The following is a 16,546-nucleotide window of genomic DNA, read 5'->3' on the forward strand; positions in this document are numbered from 1 at the left end:
ACCTCTCATTTTTATATGGTACGGTATGCTTATTTCACTGCCGGTCTTTGGTATAATGCTTTTCTTTGCAAGCCATTTTGTTTGCTCATTTTATACCAATTTCGATGCGCCGCCAAGATATATAATCTTCTTGGAAAGTAGCTTGGTTCCACATAAATATCCTCGATGCATCGCTTATCAGAAATAGCTTCAGCAAACTGGCGGATGCCTTTTCCTAGTTGTTGATTGGGGCCTTGATCAAGAGGAACCTTTTTTAAAGTGCCAAGCATTTCACCGGCTCCTATGGCAAGTCCTCCTCCATAGAAAAATCCCATCTTGCTGCACCAATTCTTTACAATTTCCAGCAAAACATTCCCTTGTTCACTTTCATAAAAACCAAGGTTAGTTATTACATAAACGGGTAATTGTGCAAACTGTCCTTGATATCGAAGATACATCTGTTCCATAAACTCCATGACTTGGGCAGGAACACCATCTACATATACCGGCATACCTATCACACAGGCATCCGCTTTTTGAAGCAGATCTTTCATAACATTTAGATCTTTTCGTTGATAAAGTTGTACGCTTTCATATGAATCTTTTAGTTGCGTTTTTAATAAATTTAAAAAATGATTTGAATTACTCTTGCTTTTGCGTAAGCTACCATTCAGTAATAGAATCATATCTTTTTCCATACCTTTCTCATTCCCTACGACTTTTTAAATGCATATTGATGTCAAAATGATGAATATAAAAATTAGTTACTTCTTATATCACTAGCTCTTTAAGCTTCTCATAACTATCTACAAAACAAACTTGTTTTAATATGCCGTTAAAATTTTGCACATTTGCTTCTACCAATAGTTTAGCGGTTTTCTTTTCATTTTCAGATAGATCTTCTCCATAAAAAAACACACGGAATTGTATCGTATTATGATATCTTACTTTATGGTGCATTTCCCCTTGGCGTATCTCGAAAAAAGGAAGAAAATATGCGATAGAGCGATCTATAACATTTTTTATAAAAGAACTATAGCTGCCAAACGAACATCGGCTAATAATCATCAACTCGTCTGTGTTACCAAAAAGAGCACCTATTTTTTGATATTCATCTTGTATAACACACTGCCCCGGTGTTTTCGTCCAACAACCAAAGCAGCCCACGCATGGATGGATGACCTTGGTATGATCGATGATTCTTGTATTATTATCTACAGGAAGAGCAAGCGTGCTCCATTCCGCTTGTGCTAAATCATGCAGTATTACCTTCATATCATTTCCCCTTATCATTTTCATTTCATCTGTTTGTATCCTTAATTGTTAGTATTCTATTCCATCTGTTAGTATAAAAGCGCATTAGCCTTTCAAGAATAGAAACAACACTTCCTTATTTTTGCTTACGATAGCGCTCCCCATCTAAGAAAAACATCGTAAATGTTGCGCGTGATAATAAGATTTCTTGATCATTAAAAATAAACACTTCATATACACCTGTCGTTCTTCCAGCAGATATTTCCTGTGCGATGCCAATCAGCTTACCACCTTTTCCCGGTTTTATATAATTGATGGTACCCGAAAGCGTAACACTATCGCGCCCTGTCGCAAAGCTAGCTGCTCCAGCAGCTGTGTCAGCTAAGGAATACAATGCTCCGCCATGAACAAAGCCATGAACATTCAAAATCTGTTCATCTATAATCATCTCCACCTTAGCATAGCCTTCTTTTACTTCAACAACATGCATATCGTTGCTTTGTAAAAACTGGCTGGAGGAGTTTAAACGTTTCTTCAAGTCTTCCATTGATGCCATAAGAAAACCTCCTATCTCAGCTATAGTATAGCATGATAACAAGGAATTATAAAAGGGATACAAAACGTTAGAAGTTCTTGATACGCACATATTTACCAATAAAATGAATCAATTTGATTTCTTTTGAAGACATCCATTGACGAAAACTTCCTTTGTGTCGTATGATAAAGAAAAGAAAGCAGGGATCTTATGCTCAGCAAAGAACGTTTATTTCGCATTATGGAAGTAATTGAAGAACAATCTTTTGTCACCATTAGTGAATTGATGGAATTTTTAAACGCCAGTAAATCTACGATCACCCGTGATTTAATGGAGCTAGAGCGACAGGGATTGATTCAGCGTGAACGCGGTGGAGCGATTCGTAAAGAATTACCACAGACTTTAAGCAGCAGTACCGATTTACCGGTAATGAATAAAGAAAACATTCATTTAGCTGAAAAAGAATTGATTGGAAAAGCAGCGGCTGAGATCGTGAAGAATGGTGAATGTATTTACCTTGATTCCGGTACAACCCCAGTTGCCATGCTGCCCTATCTGAAAGATAAAAACATCAAATTGGTAACAGCCAGTACTTATTTGGTAAGAAAATTGCCGAAACGTTTTAAAGGGGAATTGTTTCTGATCGGCGGTCATTATATTCCCGATTATGATATGAGCGTCGGTTTTGTAGCCATTGAAGATATTAATCGATTTCATTTCGATCAGGCTTTTTTCTCAGCAAGCGGTATTGATTTAGAAAGTGAAGAAGTCATGGCTGTTGATTTAGATATCAGTGCTGTGAAAGCTGCTGTATTAAAACGCTGTCGCAAAGCACATATATTGGCCGATGCCAGCAAGCTGCAGGTACAAGCCTTAGCCACCTGGGCACACACAACTGACTTTGATACAATTTTCATGAATGCGCCAACCACCGTTGAGCAATTGCCGGATAATTTTCATGTATGCAAAGAATGATTTTCTAAAACCAGTTGAATGATCACCACATACAAATAAAGAATAATCCTAAAAGCTAGCTTACTTTTATTTTCTAAGAAGATTCAAAGTCTTTGCCAATACCTTTTGTTTGTTTTCCCTAAGTTGAATTAAAAAACACAGGCAACCTGTTGTATGGATATGCTTTCTAAACAGCTCTCCTTAAGGTTTCCTGTGTTTTCGTTTATGCAATGGATCGTAAAATTATTTGTGTAAAAGCTTTGGCCTGGCGCAGATCATTTTCATCTGGATGTGATAGTGCCATATCAAAATTATCGAGAATCCGTTCTATTTTCTTTGGATCTTCTTTTGCTCGCTCATAGCGTTCTCTTAATTCCATCGGCATTTTTCCCTGACACATAAAACCATCCACATAAGTACAATCATCTTCAATAAATGCACTGACTCGCTGTAAGATCATATCATAGTATTCTGCACTGCCGCCAAAGCCACATGTACCGAATAACACGATTTGTTTATTATGCAAGGATGAAAAATAATCTAACAATGCGCTTGGGCAGCTGCCTTTATCCGTCCAGAATCCGGCAAAAATAACATCCGCATCTTTTGTCGCATCCATATCCGGAATTCCGAAATAAAGCATATCCTCTGCCGGAATAACCTGCGCAATCGCCTCTGCCACACGTTTTGTATTTCCTGTGTGACTACAATACACAACAGCGTACTTCATTACCGCCATCTCCTTTTTCCTATATGAATATTGTAACACTTTTTACAGGATTGGAAACATCATTTTCTTTATGATACGCATCACCACGATTTCTTACATAGCATGCTCATGCAGTAGTTATTCAAATGGATATATCATGCCCCATTGTTTTCTTACTTCCCATAAAAGCTTTGTCACATCATAGCTCAACTGCAAAGTTTCGTTTTGCCCAGTTCTTACGGCCTCTTCCATATCACGAATCTCATAACACAATGCCAATGCACTTTCTCCATCCTTCATTATTTCTTCATGACCATCTTGTGTCATTTTCCACGTCGCTTTATCTCCTCTAGGGTATTCACATAACTCCAAGTAACCAAGTTCACCCGCTATAACAGCGCGTTTAGGAAGCTTTGCGCGCATTGTTAAGGTAATGGTCGCCATTTCATCTTCTTTATTGCGTAAGATGATACCGCTCATCTCATCTACTCCGGTTTCAAAAGGAAGCATATCTGTTTTAATGATATGCGGCTGTGCATGCAGAAAATAACGGGCAAGGCTTATTGCATAGGTTCCGATATCCAATAAGGCTCCACCTGCCAACTCTTTCGCAAAGAATCGATTGGTAATATCATATTCTTTACAACTGCCAAAATTTATCTGCAACATTTTTAATTTTCCAAGTTTTCCACTCTCAATGCGTTCTTTCGCTTTCTTCATGATCGGCATATGAAAAATAGTCATCGCTTCCATCAGAATCAGCTGGTGTTTCTTTGCGAAAGCCATAGCCTCTTCAAGTTGTTGTGCATTTACTGTAATAGCTTTTTCACATAAGACATGCTTATGATGTTGAAGTGCCTGCATGATATATTCAAAATGATTGGAATGTGGTGTAGCAATATAGACGATATCCACATGTTCATCTTGCATTACTTCATCAATCGTATAAGCGTGCGCGATTGTGTATTGCTTTGCGAACGCTTCTACCTTTTTCGGATGACGTCCTGCAACCGCATAGATAGTCCCATGTTCCTGTAATAATGCCTGTGCCATTTGATGAGCGATGACACCCTGTCCTAAAATACCCCAATTCATCACTTAAACCTCCTTCTCCAACAAAAGAAAATCATCCTCTTTGCCAATCAATGCTTTCGTTACTTCTTCTGTTAACAGACTTGTATCAATCACACCGGCAATTTTCTTTAGCTCTTGGTTCAATTGCACACTGTCTTGTACGTTAGGAAAGCGCACATCTGCTAATACATTACCATGATCACTCATTAGCAGCCCGAATTTTCCATCACTTGTTCGAGGATGAAAACTTCCCTTTAATTCTTCAACCCTGCGCTTCACATAGGCATAGCTATCTTCTAACAACTCTAAAACGATCGGACATGTAAAACGTAAGGTATCACTCAATTTGTCTTCCGTTGCCATAAGGATATACTCATCTGCCATATGCGCAATCAGCTTTTCCCTTGTATGAATGCCTCCACCAGACTTTAACGCATGCAAATGGCGGTCAATTTCATCACAACCGTCAAATGCGACATCCACATGTGATACCATACGCAGCGGCAGCAGTGGCAATCCTAAACGAACACAAAGCTTTTCTGTTTCAAAAGATGGTGTTACAACCTTTACCGCCAATTGTTTTTCTATGATAAATTTTGCCAATGCCCCAATCGTTGTTCCCCCACCTAAACCAATGAGCATTCCATCCTTAATAAAGGTTAATGCCGCAAACGCAGTTCTTTCTTTACTATTCATAACAAGTCATCCTCCATTTTTTGATATTGTTCCATCACAAATGCTCTTTGGGCAATACCTTTACAAAAAGCACTGGCACTACCACAAGCAACACCCCAACGCAAAGCTTTTTCATACGTTTTTTCCTTTAACCAACCATACAAAAAACCTGCAACCATGGAATCCCCAGCACCTACCGAATTGACAACTTTTCCCTTTGGACTCGCTATACGATACACTTCATTTGTTTCACTTACCAACATAGCCCCCTTATCTGCCATGGATATGATAACATTTCTAGCTCCTTCCATTTGTAATTGCCGTGCACATGTGACAAGGTCTTGTTCTTGTAAGTCCGCTAACTGAAACAGCTCTTGTAATTCATGATGATTGGGCTTAATTAAGAATGGATGCTGTGGTAATGCCTGACGTAGTGGTTCACCAAAAGCATCCACAACTACATCAATTTGCTTATCATGAAGTTTCTCCATCAACACTGCATAAATATTTGCTGGCACTTGTTTTGGTAAATTCCCTGATAATACTAAGATATCATTTGGCTGTAAGAGTTCCAGCTTTGCATATAGCTGATGCAAATGGGCCGAGGTAATAAGAGGCCCCTGTCCATTGATTTCACTTTCCTCCTGCGCATGAATTTTGACATTGATGCGGGTAAAACCATCTTCTATAGGAATAAAATCTGTCCTGATTCCTTGCTGCTCAATACCTTTTTTTAACGCCTCTCCCGTAAAACCAGCAAAAAATCCTAAAGCAGTGGAGGGTATACCTAAATGTGCAAGCATCATCGACACGTTAATTCCTTTCCCTCCATAGATAATATCTTCTTCCTTGGTGCGGTTGATTGCTCCCTTACATAAGGCATCCAGTGTGATGACATAATCAATTGATGGATTTAAAGTAACGGTGTAGATCATATTGCCACCTCGATAACTTCTGTTTCTTCCTTATATTCATCAGGAATTCCTTTACTAGTGATGATGATTGCATCACTGATATCGGCAGTGCTCATTGCCGTGCAAAGATTAAATTTTGATGCATCGGCTAAAACATAGCATTTTTGAGCATGCTTCATCGCTTCACATTTTACATAAGATTCTTCCATATCCGGCGTCGTAAAACCATTCTCAATGGTAATGCCATTTGTACCTAAAAACGCTTTTGTAAAATTATATTTTTGTAAGGCACTGACAGCACCCAAACCAACAACGGCCATGGTCTTTGCTTTTATTTCCCCGGCTAAGATAAAAACCTTCATCCCCTTGATTGCCAGACGTTCACTTAGATATAAACTATTCGTCACATAGACAGCATCTTTTTCTTCTATAAATTCTGCCATATGTAAGATCGTACTGCCAGCATCCAAATAAATAAAATCATGAGGTTCTATTAAGGTTGCGGCATATTGTGCCAGTCGTCTTTTTTCCTCTATATGTTCTTGGGAACGCTGTGTGACATCGTTCTCTATCGGTGCATACTCCTTTTGTAATAAGGTTGCTCCTCCATGGACCTTACGTAGTTTTTTCATCTTATGCAACGACACCAGATCTCTTCGTATCGTTGATTCTGATATATGCAAAGTTTTCGTCAGTTCATTCACTGTTACCGTCTTCTTTTCCTGTAGCAACTGTAGTATTGCCGCAAATCGCTCTTCTGCTAACATATCCTAATTACCTCCTAAGTAACTACAGTTTATCGCCTATTTCAGTCAATGTCAATCTATATCAATCAAAATTAATCATGAATTCGTGTGATATCCGTCAATTTCAAGCATATATTGCTTCCTTCTGCAAGAATGTTGTTTTATGATGTTCCTATGTAGTACACACTGTTTTCTCGCTTTTAAAAGCATTTTGGATATGCTCTATTCTTATGTATCACTTTACATAGCACTTTCCCAAACTCCTTTTCTTGTTGATTACTTTATCAGTTCTATCCATTGTACACTCTTCGTTTATCGCATTGCATAGCAGATGATAATCTTCTTTTCTTACACATATTGAAAAGAAAATCATATTCCACAAAAAAACACGATTTCGCTAATCGTGCTTTTTTTCATTCTTAACGATGTTTGATTTCAGGAAAAGCTTTGTACAAAGACTTGGCAATTCCGTCCTCATCATTACTAGCCGTAATTTCATTTGCAATCAATTTAATTGGTTTTACAGCATTCCCCATGGCTACTCCATGTCCGGCATACTGCAGCATTGTAAGATCATTCATCTCATCCCCAAAAGCGATGATTTCTTCTCTTTGAATTCCTAAACGTTCTGCAATTCCTGCCAGGGCCTTTCCTTTATCAATTCCATTCGATACCACTTCAATATAGAAAGGAGCAGATGTATAAATACTCAGGCGATCGCCAAAGGGCAGCTTAAAATCCTCAAACTGCATCTTCAGATATTCAGGGGGTGCACTGATTAAAAATTTATTTAGCTCAAAATCAACAAATGTCCGTAAATCATCTACCACCATTGTTTTCATATTCGTCGCATGTGCCTCATATTCCAATTGATAAGTATGCGGATCATCGACAACTACATATTCACCTTTATTCACCATAATACCCAGATTCAATGCTTTAGCATTATTGATAATTGGAAGAATATACTTTTTATCTATGGTCTTGTTATAGATAACCTGCTGATTGGGATAATCACAGACATGCGCACCATTATAGCTTAACAAATACCCTTTGAAACGATCCATTTCTAGAATCTTGGCCTCTCGATATAAACCTGGTGTTGGTCGCCCACTGGCTAACACGATGCTAGCTCCAAGTTTTTGAGCTTCTATCAAAGCTGTTCTGGTTTCCTCAGATATTTCCTTCTTACTGTTTGTCAAAGTGCCATCCATATCCATAACAATTAATTTATAACCCATACAAATCTCCTTTCAAAAAAAACCTTACGCGAGCAAAACTGCGCAAGGCTTTCTCTCTTATACTCTTGACAGAATGAAACGGCAATTTCCTTTTACTCTTACACTGCCTGTTCCAGCTGTTGCGAAAATGCTGTCTCCCTTGCGGATACTCAGCATCGTATCATCACTTTCAATCGTTCCTTCCCCATCAACGATAACGAAAGAAGCAAAGCTTTCTTCATCCACCTTGACACTGCATTCACTTTTTACCTCATAAATATAAGTCGTAAAGTAATCACAGGATGCCATCATGGCTACCTGATAGCCATCATATGTCTTAACTTCACCACAAGGCTTAAAATCACTTTCTAATGGAGTCAGATTTGATACATCAATAGCTTTATCAATATGCAATTCTCTCGGTTTTCCATCAGCACCAACACGGCCAAAGTCATATACGCGATAGGTCGTATTTGAATTTTGCTGAATCTCACAAATCACGATACCTTCACCGATGGCATGAATGGTACCAGCCTCAATGAAGAATACATCTCCCTTGTGTACAGGGACACTCTTTAATACATCTAGTAATGTATTATTTTCAATACGTTCACGGAATTCTTCCTTTGTGATTTCTTTATTTGTTCCATAATACAGGGAAGCCCCTTCTTCTGCATCCAGAATATACCACATTTCGGTTTTCCCATATTCTTTTTCTACGCGCATTGCGTATTCATTATTTGGATGAACCTGAATGGATAAGTTCCCCTTTGCGTCAATAAATTTAATTAAAATAGGGAAATTCTCAAAAGCCGCACCTTTTGTACCAAGTGCTTCTTTTCCCAACTTCTGCAAATAATCGCCAAACAGCATTCCTTGATCCTCACCACTGTCGACAATACTTTGCCCATCCTTGTGCGTAGAAAGTTCCCAGCTTTCAGCGACAATGTCTAAATCACTTTTTTTGTTGTAGTTTTCCTTTAACTTTGTGCCTCCCCATAAATAATCCTTAAATGCAGGGAGCAATCGTACCATTGCCATAATTAAATTACCTCCAATTTCTTTAATGCTTCAAATATACCTTCTTCTTTGACTGTGCCTGTTACCATATAAGCAACATCATCCAGCAGTGGATCGTGTTTGCGCATAGCTATGCCATACCGCACACTGGCAAGTAGTTCCACATCGTTATCACCATCACCAAAAGCATAAGTTGCCTCATAAGGTATTCCATAATGCTCCATGATAGCTTTTGCGCCAACACCCTTATGCACCGCTTTTTTCCCAATATCCAAGGTGTCACAATTTCGATGTAGGCTCATCTGATAATGCGGACGTAATAACTGCTCGCTTTTTTGCAAGGATGAACGATTGCCAAATGCTAAGGTTATCTTAGAAATACATCCATGCACCTGCTGCAAACTCTTATACTGGACAAAATTGTCTTTCGGAAGCTGAAAATTATCCATAAAATGCAGATAACTTGGATCCTTTAAATCTTTTACATAACAGAAATCATTACTTTCCAGTATGTAATTAATACCATGCGCATCCATATAAGCAATCAATGCCGCAAGCTCCTCATCTTCAAAGATAACTTTATGAATCACTTTACCATGCACCGTGACATATGCCCCATTACATGTGACATAACCATCCAGATGCAAATCCTTCGCACCGCTTGGGATATAACTCAATGCTCTTCCTGTGGCTAATACACACAGATATCCCATATCCTGCAATCGGGAAATCGTCTTTTTTGTGATATTACTTGGTACATAAATCGCATCACGCTCATCTACCAGCGTACCATCGTAATCATACAATACCAAACCTTTTACCATATTCATCCTCCATGGTTTAATTATAGGAGAAATATGGTTTGATTGCAATGTATTTAAGAAGGAATTCAGGAAAAGCAAGTGTAGCGAAAAGCATAGCTAACCGATCATGAACAGCTTCCATCTGCATCAGATAAAGAATCGTTTCTTTGCATAAGAAAACAATTATAAGATGCGTAGCAACAGCATGAATTCGCTATGAAGATGGATAAACGCTTTCTGTTCTTTTTCCGACCATATTGCATTTCCTCCCTATTTTCTGCTGAAATGAGAATTGTACAAGCATCGCTTACATGCTAAAATAAAACCATGAGAAGAGGGATAGGATGGAGATAAAAGCAGTGTTTTTTGATATTGATGGTACTTTTTTTGACCATCACAGCAATCAGGTGTTATCGGAAACGATGGATGCGATCAAACAATTAAAAGCAAATGGTTATAAGGTAGCTTTATGTAGTGGACGCGCAAAAGAAATGGCAGAGCAGTTAGGAGTCTTGCAACTGTTTCCCTGGGATGGCTATGTTGGTGGTGCGGGTGTCAGTGTATATAATGAACAAATGAACATCATTTTTGAAGATACTTTTACAGCAGCGCAATGTGAGCGCATCTTTGCCTTAGGGAAGGAATATGATATATGTATTAATTCTCATGGCAAATATGAGTTTATGACAAAACCGTTAAATGCCTATTCCAAAGCCGCGTTTGACCAATTTCATTGTCAAGTACCTATTGTGAGAGAGTGGGATCATGAACCTTTAGTTGCGTTAAGTGCCTATGAAAAACCTGGCTTTGACTGGCATATGTTTGATGGTATTGAAGGCATAGAAGTGCAGCATCCATCTTTAACATGTGTGGATTTTATGAAGACAAGTGTAAACAAAGCAAGAGGTATCGCTCATCTGATGAAATACTGGCAATTGCCGGCTCATGCTTACTTGGCCTTTGGCGATTCTATGAACGATTTGCAAATGATCCAAGAGGCAGGAATTGGTGTTGTCATGGGCAATGGACATGAAGAATTAAAAAAATACGCAGATGAAGTGATTGGTCCCAGCTGGGAGCCTTCTCTGCGTGATTATCTCCTTATGCATCATTATATTGATGATAAATAAAACTATTCTACGATTTTATATACTTCATTAATATGTTTTTTAATATCCTGAATGGTTTTTTGGGGGGATTTTTCAAAAGCTTCCTTTTGATTCAAGGCGTATTCTTTCATAGAATCGCCTTTTTTATCATATAGTGAATATATGTATGGTTTTTTATAATATTCTTGAAAGGCATGTATCCATTCTTCATCACTATGTAATTCTAAAAGCTCTTGAACGACCTCTTCTGAATAATCATTGACTTTTTGTGCAACTTCTTTTGTGACATCTTGCGGGTGTAATTGAAAGGCTTTTTCACGACTCATAATATAGGCATTCATGCTGTTACCATCTTTATCAAAGAAATTATAATTACCCGGATTTTGATAAAACTTTTCTAATACCTGTTGCATATGTACATTCGAGGCAGGCTGTTCCTGAGAATGTCCATATGTAGCATATCGCCAAAACAGAAATAAGCCAATTGCCACAATTACAGCACTCATCCCCAATCCTATTTTCTTCATTTCATCACCTTCAAGCTATTTTGTTAATATACATTATTAGTATACCATAAATATAGGTGTCTTTTACAAATACACATAAGGAAAAGGCTCCGTAACGAGCCTTTATTCATAAACTTTTATCTCATTTTTTGGTGACACGATGTTATAAACATGCACAACATCGCCGTTTTCATTTAGAAAATTCAAGCTAACCGTTACATATGAACTTTTAGCATCACTTTTTGTATGCAAATACGTAAGAACGGCTGTTTCTGTAATCTTCTCTTTTATCTTAACTGTCGTATTTTCTTCAAATAATTGTACGCTGTATACCTCTTCCCCTGTATACGAAACGGTGTCTTCCCCATCTTACCTCACTTTCCTTTTCCTTATCTATAACAAAATACATTAAATAGCTCAAGATAGCTGACATTCAAAGGTCATAATTAAGCAACATAATACACTATATTTTTTCTTAAGAATCATTAACAATATGATCTTACATTTTTAACCAGTGTATAATGTATACATGAAATCGTACACAACAATGTCCTTTTATCGCACCTTTGCTAAAGACGAAATTAAGCATAATCCCAAAAGAAGAGTTCATCGTAGCGCGCTCTTCTTTTTGACATTCTGTATGTTACTGATTGGAAATGGTTGTCTAAGCTATATACGCACACAACAAAGACAAGCTTTTGCTCATTATGGAGAGTGGAATCGCGTTATTTTCAACGTAGAACAAAAAGATGTGGAAACTGCTAAAAAAGCACATTTAGATACTGTCTTACCTTTGCCATCTTTAGGACAGATCATGGTAAAAAATCAAGATGGCTATGCCCAAATTGGAGAAGTTTCTCAATATACAAAAGAAGCCATGGACTTGTTTCACTTAGAACTATTAGATGGCAGCTATCCGCAAAAGAACAATGATATCATCATCGAGGCCGATGTGTTGAGTTATTTAGGTTATTCCTATCAGCTTCATCAATCGATACAGCTATTGTTAAGCGATGGAAAAATGCATAAGTTTTATCTAACAGGAATCATAAAGCCCTATCGTTCGATGTGGAATGTGCAAGACAGCAATTCTTTATCTGCTGCTTTTGTCAAAGCGAAAGGTAGTCTTTCTTCCTTATGGTTAAAAGATGTACGCGTAAACGAAGACTATCCTTCCATACCAGGTGTTTCTGCTATCAATACCTATGCTTATGATAATATGGTTTGGTTAAATGGCAATAGCAGTCGTTTCTTAATAGGGATGATGTTTGCGTTGTGTATGATTCTTGTATTTATGTATTTCATCATTCGAGATATTCTTATGAGTTATGAAAAAGAAGATCACATCCTAAAACAATTGGGAGCATCGCGTAAGCAAATACGATGGATTCGCTTTTGGTTTTTCATCTATCTCTTGCGTCTGCCAATTCTTTGTGCCTATTTGCTATATTATGGAGGCAGTGCCTTAGGAAGTGATCTATTAAATGATGCACTACACATTGAAGTTGTTGCTTCTTGGTACGTTGGTGGTATTTTTCTTCTTGGCTTGTTGCTAACTATCCTACTCGCCAATTTATTGACGAATCGCAAACAAGAAAAAATGATAAAGAAAACACATATACATAAGCTGACGATACGCCATCCATGGAAAAAGATCACGCCATGGCGCTTGGCTTGGCGAAATCTTACTACATTATCGCATCACACTGTTATTATCATAGTATTGCATGTAATCGTCTTAAGTACCTTCCTCCTATGCATACAAACACAAGCAAATGCCTATATGCAATGGCAAGACTATCAAAAGCGACGAGGAATTGGCGATTATCGTGCTTCATTCAACGTAAATCCAGAATCAAAAAAGATACGTGAACTGGATATAACAGGACTTAAGAGCATCCCCCATGTAACAAGTGTACGCGCCTTTCACATACGCAGTGATATAAAAATAAGCTATGCCAATATGCAACAAGAAACTTGTTTAAAAGATTATCGTACGTATTATCACTATACAAATGTTATTCCTGACACTCATAATACCTATGCCACCCTCATTGCTATCAATGAGGATGCAACCGTGATACCCATCATGCGAAAATATCTAAACTTTGATGAAAAAGCCTTTTTAAACGGTGATTTAGCGATTATAAATACGGAAGCTTTTATCTTTAAAAAAAATACTGGCAGTGAAAATGGATATTCGACAACGGATTACTTACTGGCAGATGGTACCAGAGAACAGGCAAAACAGGATGGTGGTAACTATCATGAAATTCAATATATCCATAAAGGTACGATGTTAACATTGACAGGAAAACATACCATGAAGATGAAAGCATTACCTATGAAAAATAAGTTTTCTGATATGGTGGATGCGCTTGGCGAAGATAGTGGAATTCCATTTACCATCTTTCTTAGTGAAAAGGGGTATGCTAACATCATGGGGGAACATCTTGGTTATCAATCACTTGTCGCTGAAACAGATAAAAAAGCCGATTATCATCATACCGATCAACAAGTCATGAACATTCTTAGTCGTTATGGCGATTTGCATATCACCAACTCTCGTTTAGAGGAAGAAATCCATCAACAAAAATTCTTACAAACGATTCTGCTTTATGGTGCCATAGAAGTGTTCGTCTGTTTTCTATGGCTGTTATTACTGTCAAATCAATATCGTTTGCAACAGGCTTATTTGGATGTAGAACACAAACTTTTACGCATACTAGGTGTAAGTAAATCGTATCTCTTATGCACTGCCTTTTTAGAAGCTATTGTACAAGCCATTATTTCTTTGATTATCACCGCTTGCCTGTATTGGCTGTATGAGAAAATTTTTCACCCATTAACAACATTAGGTGCCCCTAGCAGTCCTTATTATTTAAAGGCGTCTTTGATATGGCACCACCATGTTCCATTACTATGCATCCTGCTCATTAGCTTTTTAAGTTTATCCATCTTATTAAAAGGGAAAGTAGGACAAGAAAAAGGAAGGGATTCTGATGAAATTGCTTGAAGTAAAAAATGTTAATAAATGCTATGCGAGCACAAGAAGAGTGAGTGAAGTTTTACATGATTTAAGTTTTGCTGCTGAAGAAGGAAGCTTTACTGCCATCATGGGAAAAAGTGGTTCTGGTAAAAGCACTTTGTTAAACTGTATCGCTTCTTTGCTTCCTATTGACAGTGGCTCCATCTTAGTAAAAGGACAGGATATCACCGCTTTTTCCCGCAAACAGCGAGAAGTGTATCGTCGTGAGGATATCGGCATTGTCTTTCAGGATTTTGCGTTATTGCCTTTTCATTGTGTCTTGGAAAATATTTTATTACCACTGCATTTAGCAAAGAAAGCAGTAGATCAAGCGCATGTGGAAATGCTTTTACAAGCATTGGACATTGCCCAGTTAACCACAGCATTGCCCCAAGAACTATCCGGTGGTGAACAACAACGTGTCGCGATTGCCAGAGCCTTCGTGCATCAGCCAAAGCTCTTGTTGATGGATGAACCAACCGGAAATTTAGATAGTGAAAACACACATATCCTTATGGAAATGTTAAAAGAACTGCATGAAAAGCAGAAAACAACTATTCTGTTAGTCACTCATGATCGTGATGTAGCCGCTTATGCAGAACGCACATTGCTTTTACAGGATGGTAAGTTTATTGAAAAGTGCGATAATCACTAAGATGCAGAAAGAGCGCCACCATAAGGAAGGCTAAAATAAAAGACATCCGTATAGATTTTTTTATCGTATCTATTCTTGATGTCTTTTTTGTTTAAATTGTATATGATGATAAAAGAAGGCAAAAGACTTTGCTTTTTGCAAACTGCCTATAGAGTAAATTAAATTTTAGTAGCTTACTTAAAATTAAAATATATAAAGCATATGGATTGGTTTTGTAACTCTTTGTGATACAGCAAATTGTGGGTTAATCATCCTCATCATAATTGATAAAGCTTGCTGTTTTTGCATCCGCATAAGATTTAAACTTCTTAAGTAATGGATGCTGTTTCACACTGTTTAAATCCTGTGAAATCATCGCTGCTAATACTTGAACAAATGGCAGATAGACAAGTGGTGTTAGATCACTCTCTACCATATCCGATAAGGTTAGTATATGATCATCATCTAAATTAGCGGCATTGCTTAACATAAAGGTATGCTCACTCACACTGCGTGTTGCTTGATAAATCTGTTGCACACGATTGCTTGCCGCATCATTGCCATCGATTAATAAAACCGTATAGGATGGTGTCAATTGCAGGTTAGGTCCATGAATATATTCTTCCATTTCCAAAGGCAGTGCCGGAATATGAATAGTTTCTCCACTTTTCAAAGCACCTTCCAGAGCAATGCCATAACCAGCTCCTGCTCCACATACATAAATGCTATGCATAGAACTGAAATCTTTATAATGTTGTTTTACAAATGTTTGTGCCTTATCGATCATCTCTTCATTTAATTTTATAGCCTTTTTTACTTCTTCTAGCTTTTCACTGCGCTTTGTATAAGCAATGGCAAACAGCATCAGATACAATGTCAGTGTTGTAACTCCTTTGGTGACATAGCCGACCAATTCTTCCCCAACACCATAATCGAACACAAGATCTGCATGGTCTTTGATATCATGTTCCACATTGCCGGTTAAGGCAACCCCGGTATATCCTAACGCTCTTATTTTATCTAATGCCGCAATCGCGTTGGTTGAATAGCCACTTTGAGATACTACGATAACCACATCATCATCCGCAATCGCATGTTCATACCAAGTGAATGTATAAGGGGTAGTGATTTTTACTTCCATTTGTAAGGTATGCATCAAAAAGCTGCGAGCACAATGACAAGCATTGTAACTGGAACCACTGGCTACCAGCCATAAACGACGCATCTTTTTTTCTTTGGCATAGTTTACCAGGGGCGCACACAAGGTAGCATAGTCTTCTATATTCTTCATCGCCTGTGCCGGTGTTTCTTTGATGTAATCCATCATTGTCATTTTTTCCATAATCTATCCTTGGGATGTTAATCTCTTACAAGAGGTATTGTTTG

General features: G+C 37.9%; 17 protein-coding genes. 4 read left to right on the forward strand and 13 right to left on the reverse strand.

Features of this window, described 5'->3' with window-relative positions; genetic code table 11:
• Positions 1-29: 29 nt before the first annotated feature.
• From LI241_RS02275 to LI241_RS02285, 3 genes are all read right to left on the reverse strand, one after another.
• Positions 30-677 carry an NAD(P)H-dependent oxidoreductase gene (locus LI241_RS02275; protein ID WP_008690772.1) on the reverse strand — a complete coding sequence of 216 codons (648 nt, stop codon included), beginning with the start codon at positions 675-677 and terminating at the stop codon, positions 30-32.
• 73 nt (positions 678-750) lie between these two features.
• Positions 751-1,254 (reverse strand): NAD(P)H-dependent oxidoreductase, encoded by a 504-nt coding sequence (locus LI241_RS02280; RefSeq protein ID WP_008690771.1) that lies wholly within the window; start codon positions 1,252-1,254, stop codon positions 751-753.
• Between the two features lie 115 nt (positions 1,255-1,369).
• A complete protein-coding gene (locus tag LI241_RS02285) occupies positions 1,370-1,789 on the reverse strand; it encodes a PaaI family thioesterase (protein ID WP_008690769.1) in 420 nt (139 codons plus the stop codon).
• 189 nt (positions 1,790-1,978) lie between these two features.
• Between LI241_RS02285 and LI241_RS02290 the strand changes: the two genes are divergently transcribed.
• Entirely contained in the window at positions 1,979-2,743 is a 765-nt protein-coding gene (locus tag LI241_RS02290; protein ID WP_008690767.1) for a DeoR/GlpR family DNA-binding transcription regulator, read from the forward strand.
• 202 nt (positions 2,744-2,945) lie between these two features.
• Here the strand turns inward: LI241_RS02290 and bilS are convergent, their stop codons facing one another.
• The 8 genes from bilS to LI241_RS02330 all read right to left on the reverse strand — a co-directional run bounded on the left by bilS (position 2,946) and on the right by LI241_RS02330 (position 9,904).
• Positions 2,946-3,452, reverse strand: coding sequence for a flavodoxin family protein BilS (bilS, locus tag LI241_RS02295; protein ID WP_008690765.1), 507 nt, complete (start codon positions 3,450-3,452; stop codon positions 2,946-2,948).
• A gap of 117 nt (positions 3,453-3,569) precedes the next feature.
• On the reverse strand, positions 3,570-4,526 hold the full coding sequence (locus LI241_RS02300; RefSeq protein WP_227150986.1) for a Gfo/Idh/MocA family protein: 957 nt from the start codon (positions 4,524-4,526) through the stop codon (positions 3,570-3,572).
• A 3-nt stretch (positions 4,527-4,529) separates the two neighbouring features.
• Positions 4,530-5,201, reverse strand: a complete 672-nt coding sequence (gene rpiA / locus LI241_RS02305) for a ribose 5-phosphate isomerase A (protein WP_227150984.1) — start codon at positions 5,199-5,201, stop codon at positions 4,530-4,532.
• The gene (gene pfkB / locus LI241_RS02310) at positions 5,198-6,115 is read right to left on the reverse strand and encodes a 1-phosphofructokinase (protein ID WP_117548032.1); all 918 of its coding nucleotides are present in this window, start codon (positions 6,113-6,115) and stop codon (positions 5,198-5,200) included. The genes rpiA and pfkB overlap by 4 nt, the downstream gene beginning before the upstream one ends.
• On the reverse strand, positions 6,112-6,861 hold the full coding sequence (locus LI241_RS02315; protein WP_008690759.1) for a DeoR/GlpR family DNA-binding transcription regulator: 750 nt from the start codon (positions 6,859-6,861) through the stop codon (positions 6,112-6,114). Before LI241_RS02315 ends, pfkB begins: the two co-directional genes overlap by 4 nt.
• A gap of 398 nt (positions 6,862-7,259) precedes the next feature.
• Positions 7,260-8,081, reverse strand: coding sequence for a Cof-type HAD-IIB family hydrolase (locus LI241_RS02320; protein ID WP_008690758.1), 822 nt, complete (start codon positions 8,079-8,081; stop codon positions 7,260-7,262).
• Between the two features lie 57 nt (positions 8,082-8,138).
• A complete protein-coding gene (locus LI241_RS02325; RefSeq protein ID WP_008690757.1) occupies positions 8,139-9,101 on the reverse strand; it encodes a type I phosphomannose isomerase catalytic subunit in 963 nt (320 codons plus the stop codon).
• A gap of 2 nt (positions 9,102-9,103) precedes the next feature.
• A complete protein-coding gene (locus tag LI241_RS02330) occupies positions 9,104-9,904 on the reverse strand; it encodes a Cof-type HAD-IIB family hydrolase (RefSeq protein ID WP_117548030.1) in 801 nt (266 codons plus the stop codon).
• Between the two features lie 323 nt (positions 9,905-10,227).
• Between LI241_RS02330 and LI241_RS02335 the strand changes: the two genes are divergently transcribed.
• Positions 10,228-11,013 carry an HAD family hydrolase gene (locus LI241_RS02335; protein ID WP_117548029.1) on the forward strand — a complete coding sequence of 262 codons (786 nt, stop codon included), beginning with the start codon at positions 10,228-10,230 and terminating at the stop codon, positions 11,011-11,013.
• A 2-nt stretch (positions 11,014-11,015) separates the two neighbouring features.
• Here LI241_RS02335 and LI241_RS02340 read toward each other — a convergent pair whose 3' ends face one another.
• Positions 11,016-11,519, reverse strand: coding sequence for a hypothetical protein (locus tag LI241_RS02340; protein ID WP_008979282.1), 504 nt, complete (start codon positions 11,517-11,519; stop codon positions 11,016-11,018).
• A 619-nt stretch (positions 11,520-12,138) separates the two neighbouring features.
• On the opposite strand from LI241_RS02340, the gene LI241_RS02345 reads away from it, so the two are divergent.
• Positions 12,139-14,514, forward strand: a complete 2,376-nt coding sequence (locus tag LI241_RS02345; protein ID WP_227150982.1) for an ABC transporter permease — start codon at positions 12,139-12,141, stop codon at positions 14,512-14,514.
• A complete protein-coding gene (locus LI241_RS02350; protein ID WP_117548028.1) occupies positions 14,501-15,181 on the forward strand; it encodes an ABC transporter ATP-binding protein in 681 nt (226 codons plus the stop codon). The genes LI241_RS02345 and LI241_RS02350 overlap by 14 nt, the downstream gene beginning before the upstream one ends.
• Positions 15,182-15,425: 244 nt before the next feature.
• Here LI241_RS02350 and LI241_RS02355 read toward each other — a convergent pair whose 3' ends face one another.
• Complete coding sequence (locus LI241_RS02355; protein WP_008690746.1) at positions 15,426-16,502, reverse strand: SIS domain-containing protein; 1,077 nt, start codon at positions 16,500-16,502, stop codon at positions 15,426-15,428.
• Positions 16,503-16,546 lie beyond the last annotated feature (44 nt).

It is taken from the genome of Longicatena sp. 210702-DFI.1.196, assembly GCF_020563125.1.
Classification (GTDB): domain Bacteria; phylum Bacillota_I; class Bacilli_A; order Erysipelotrichales; family Erysipelotrichaceae; genus Longicatena; species Longicatena caecimuris.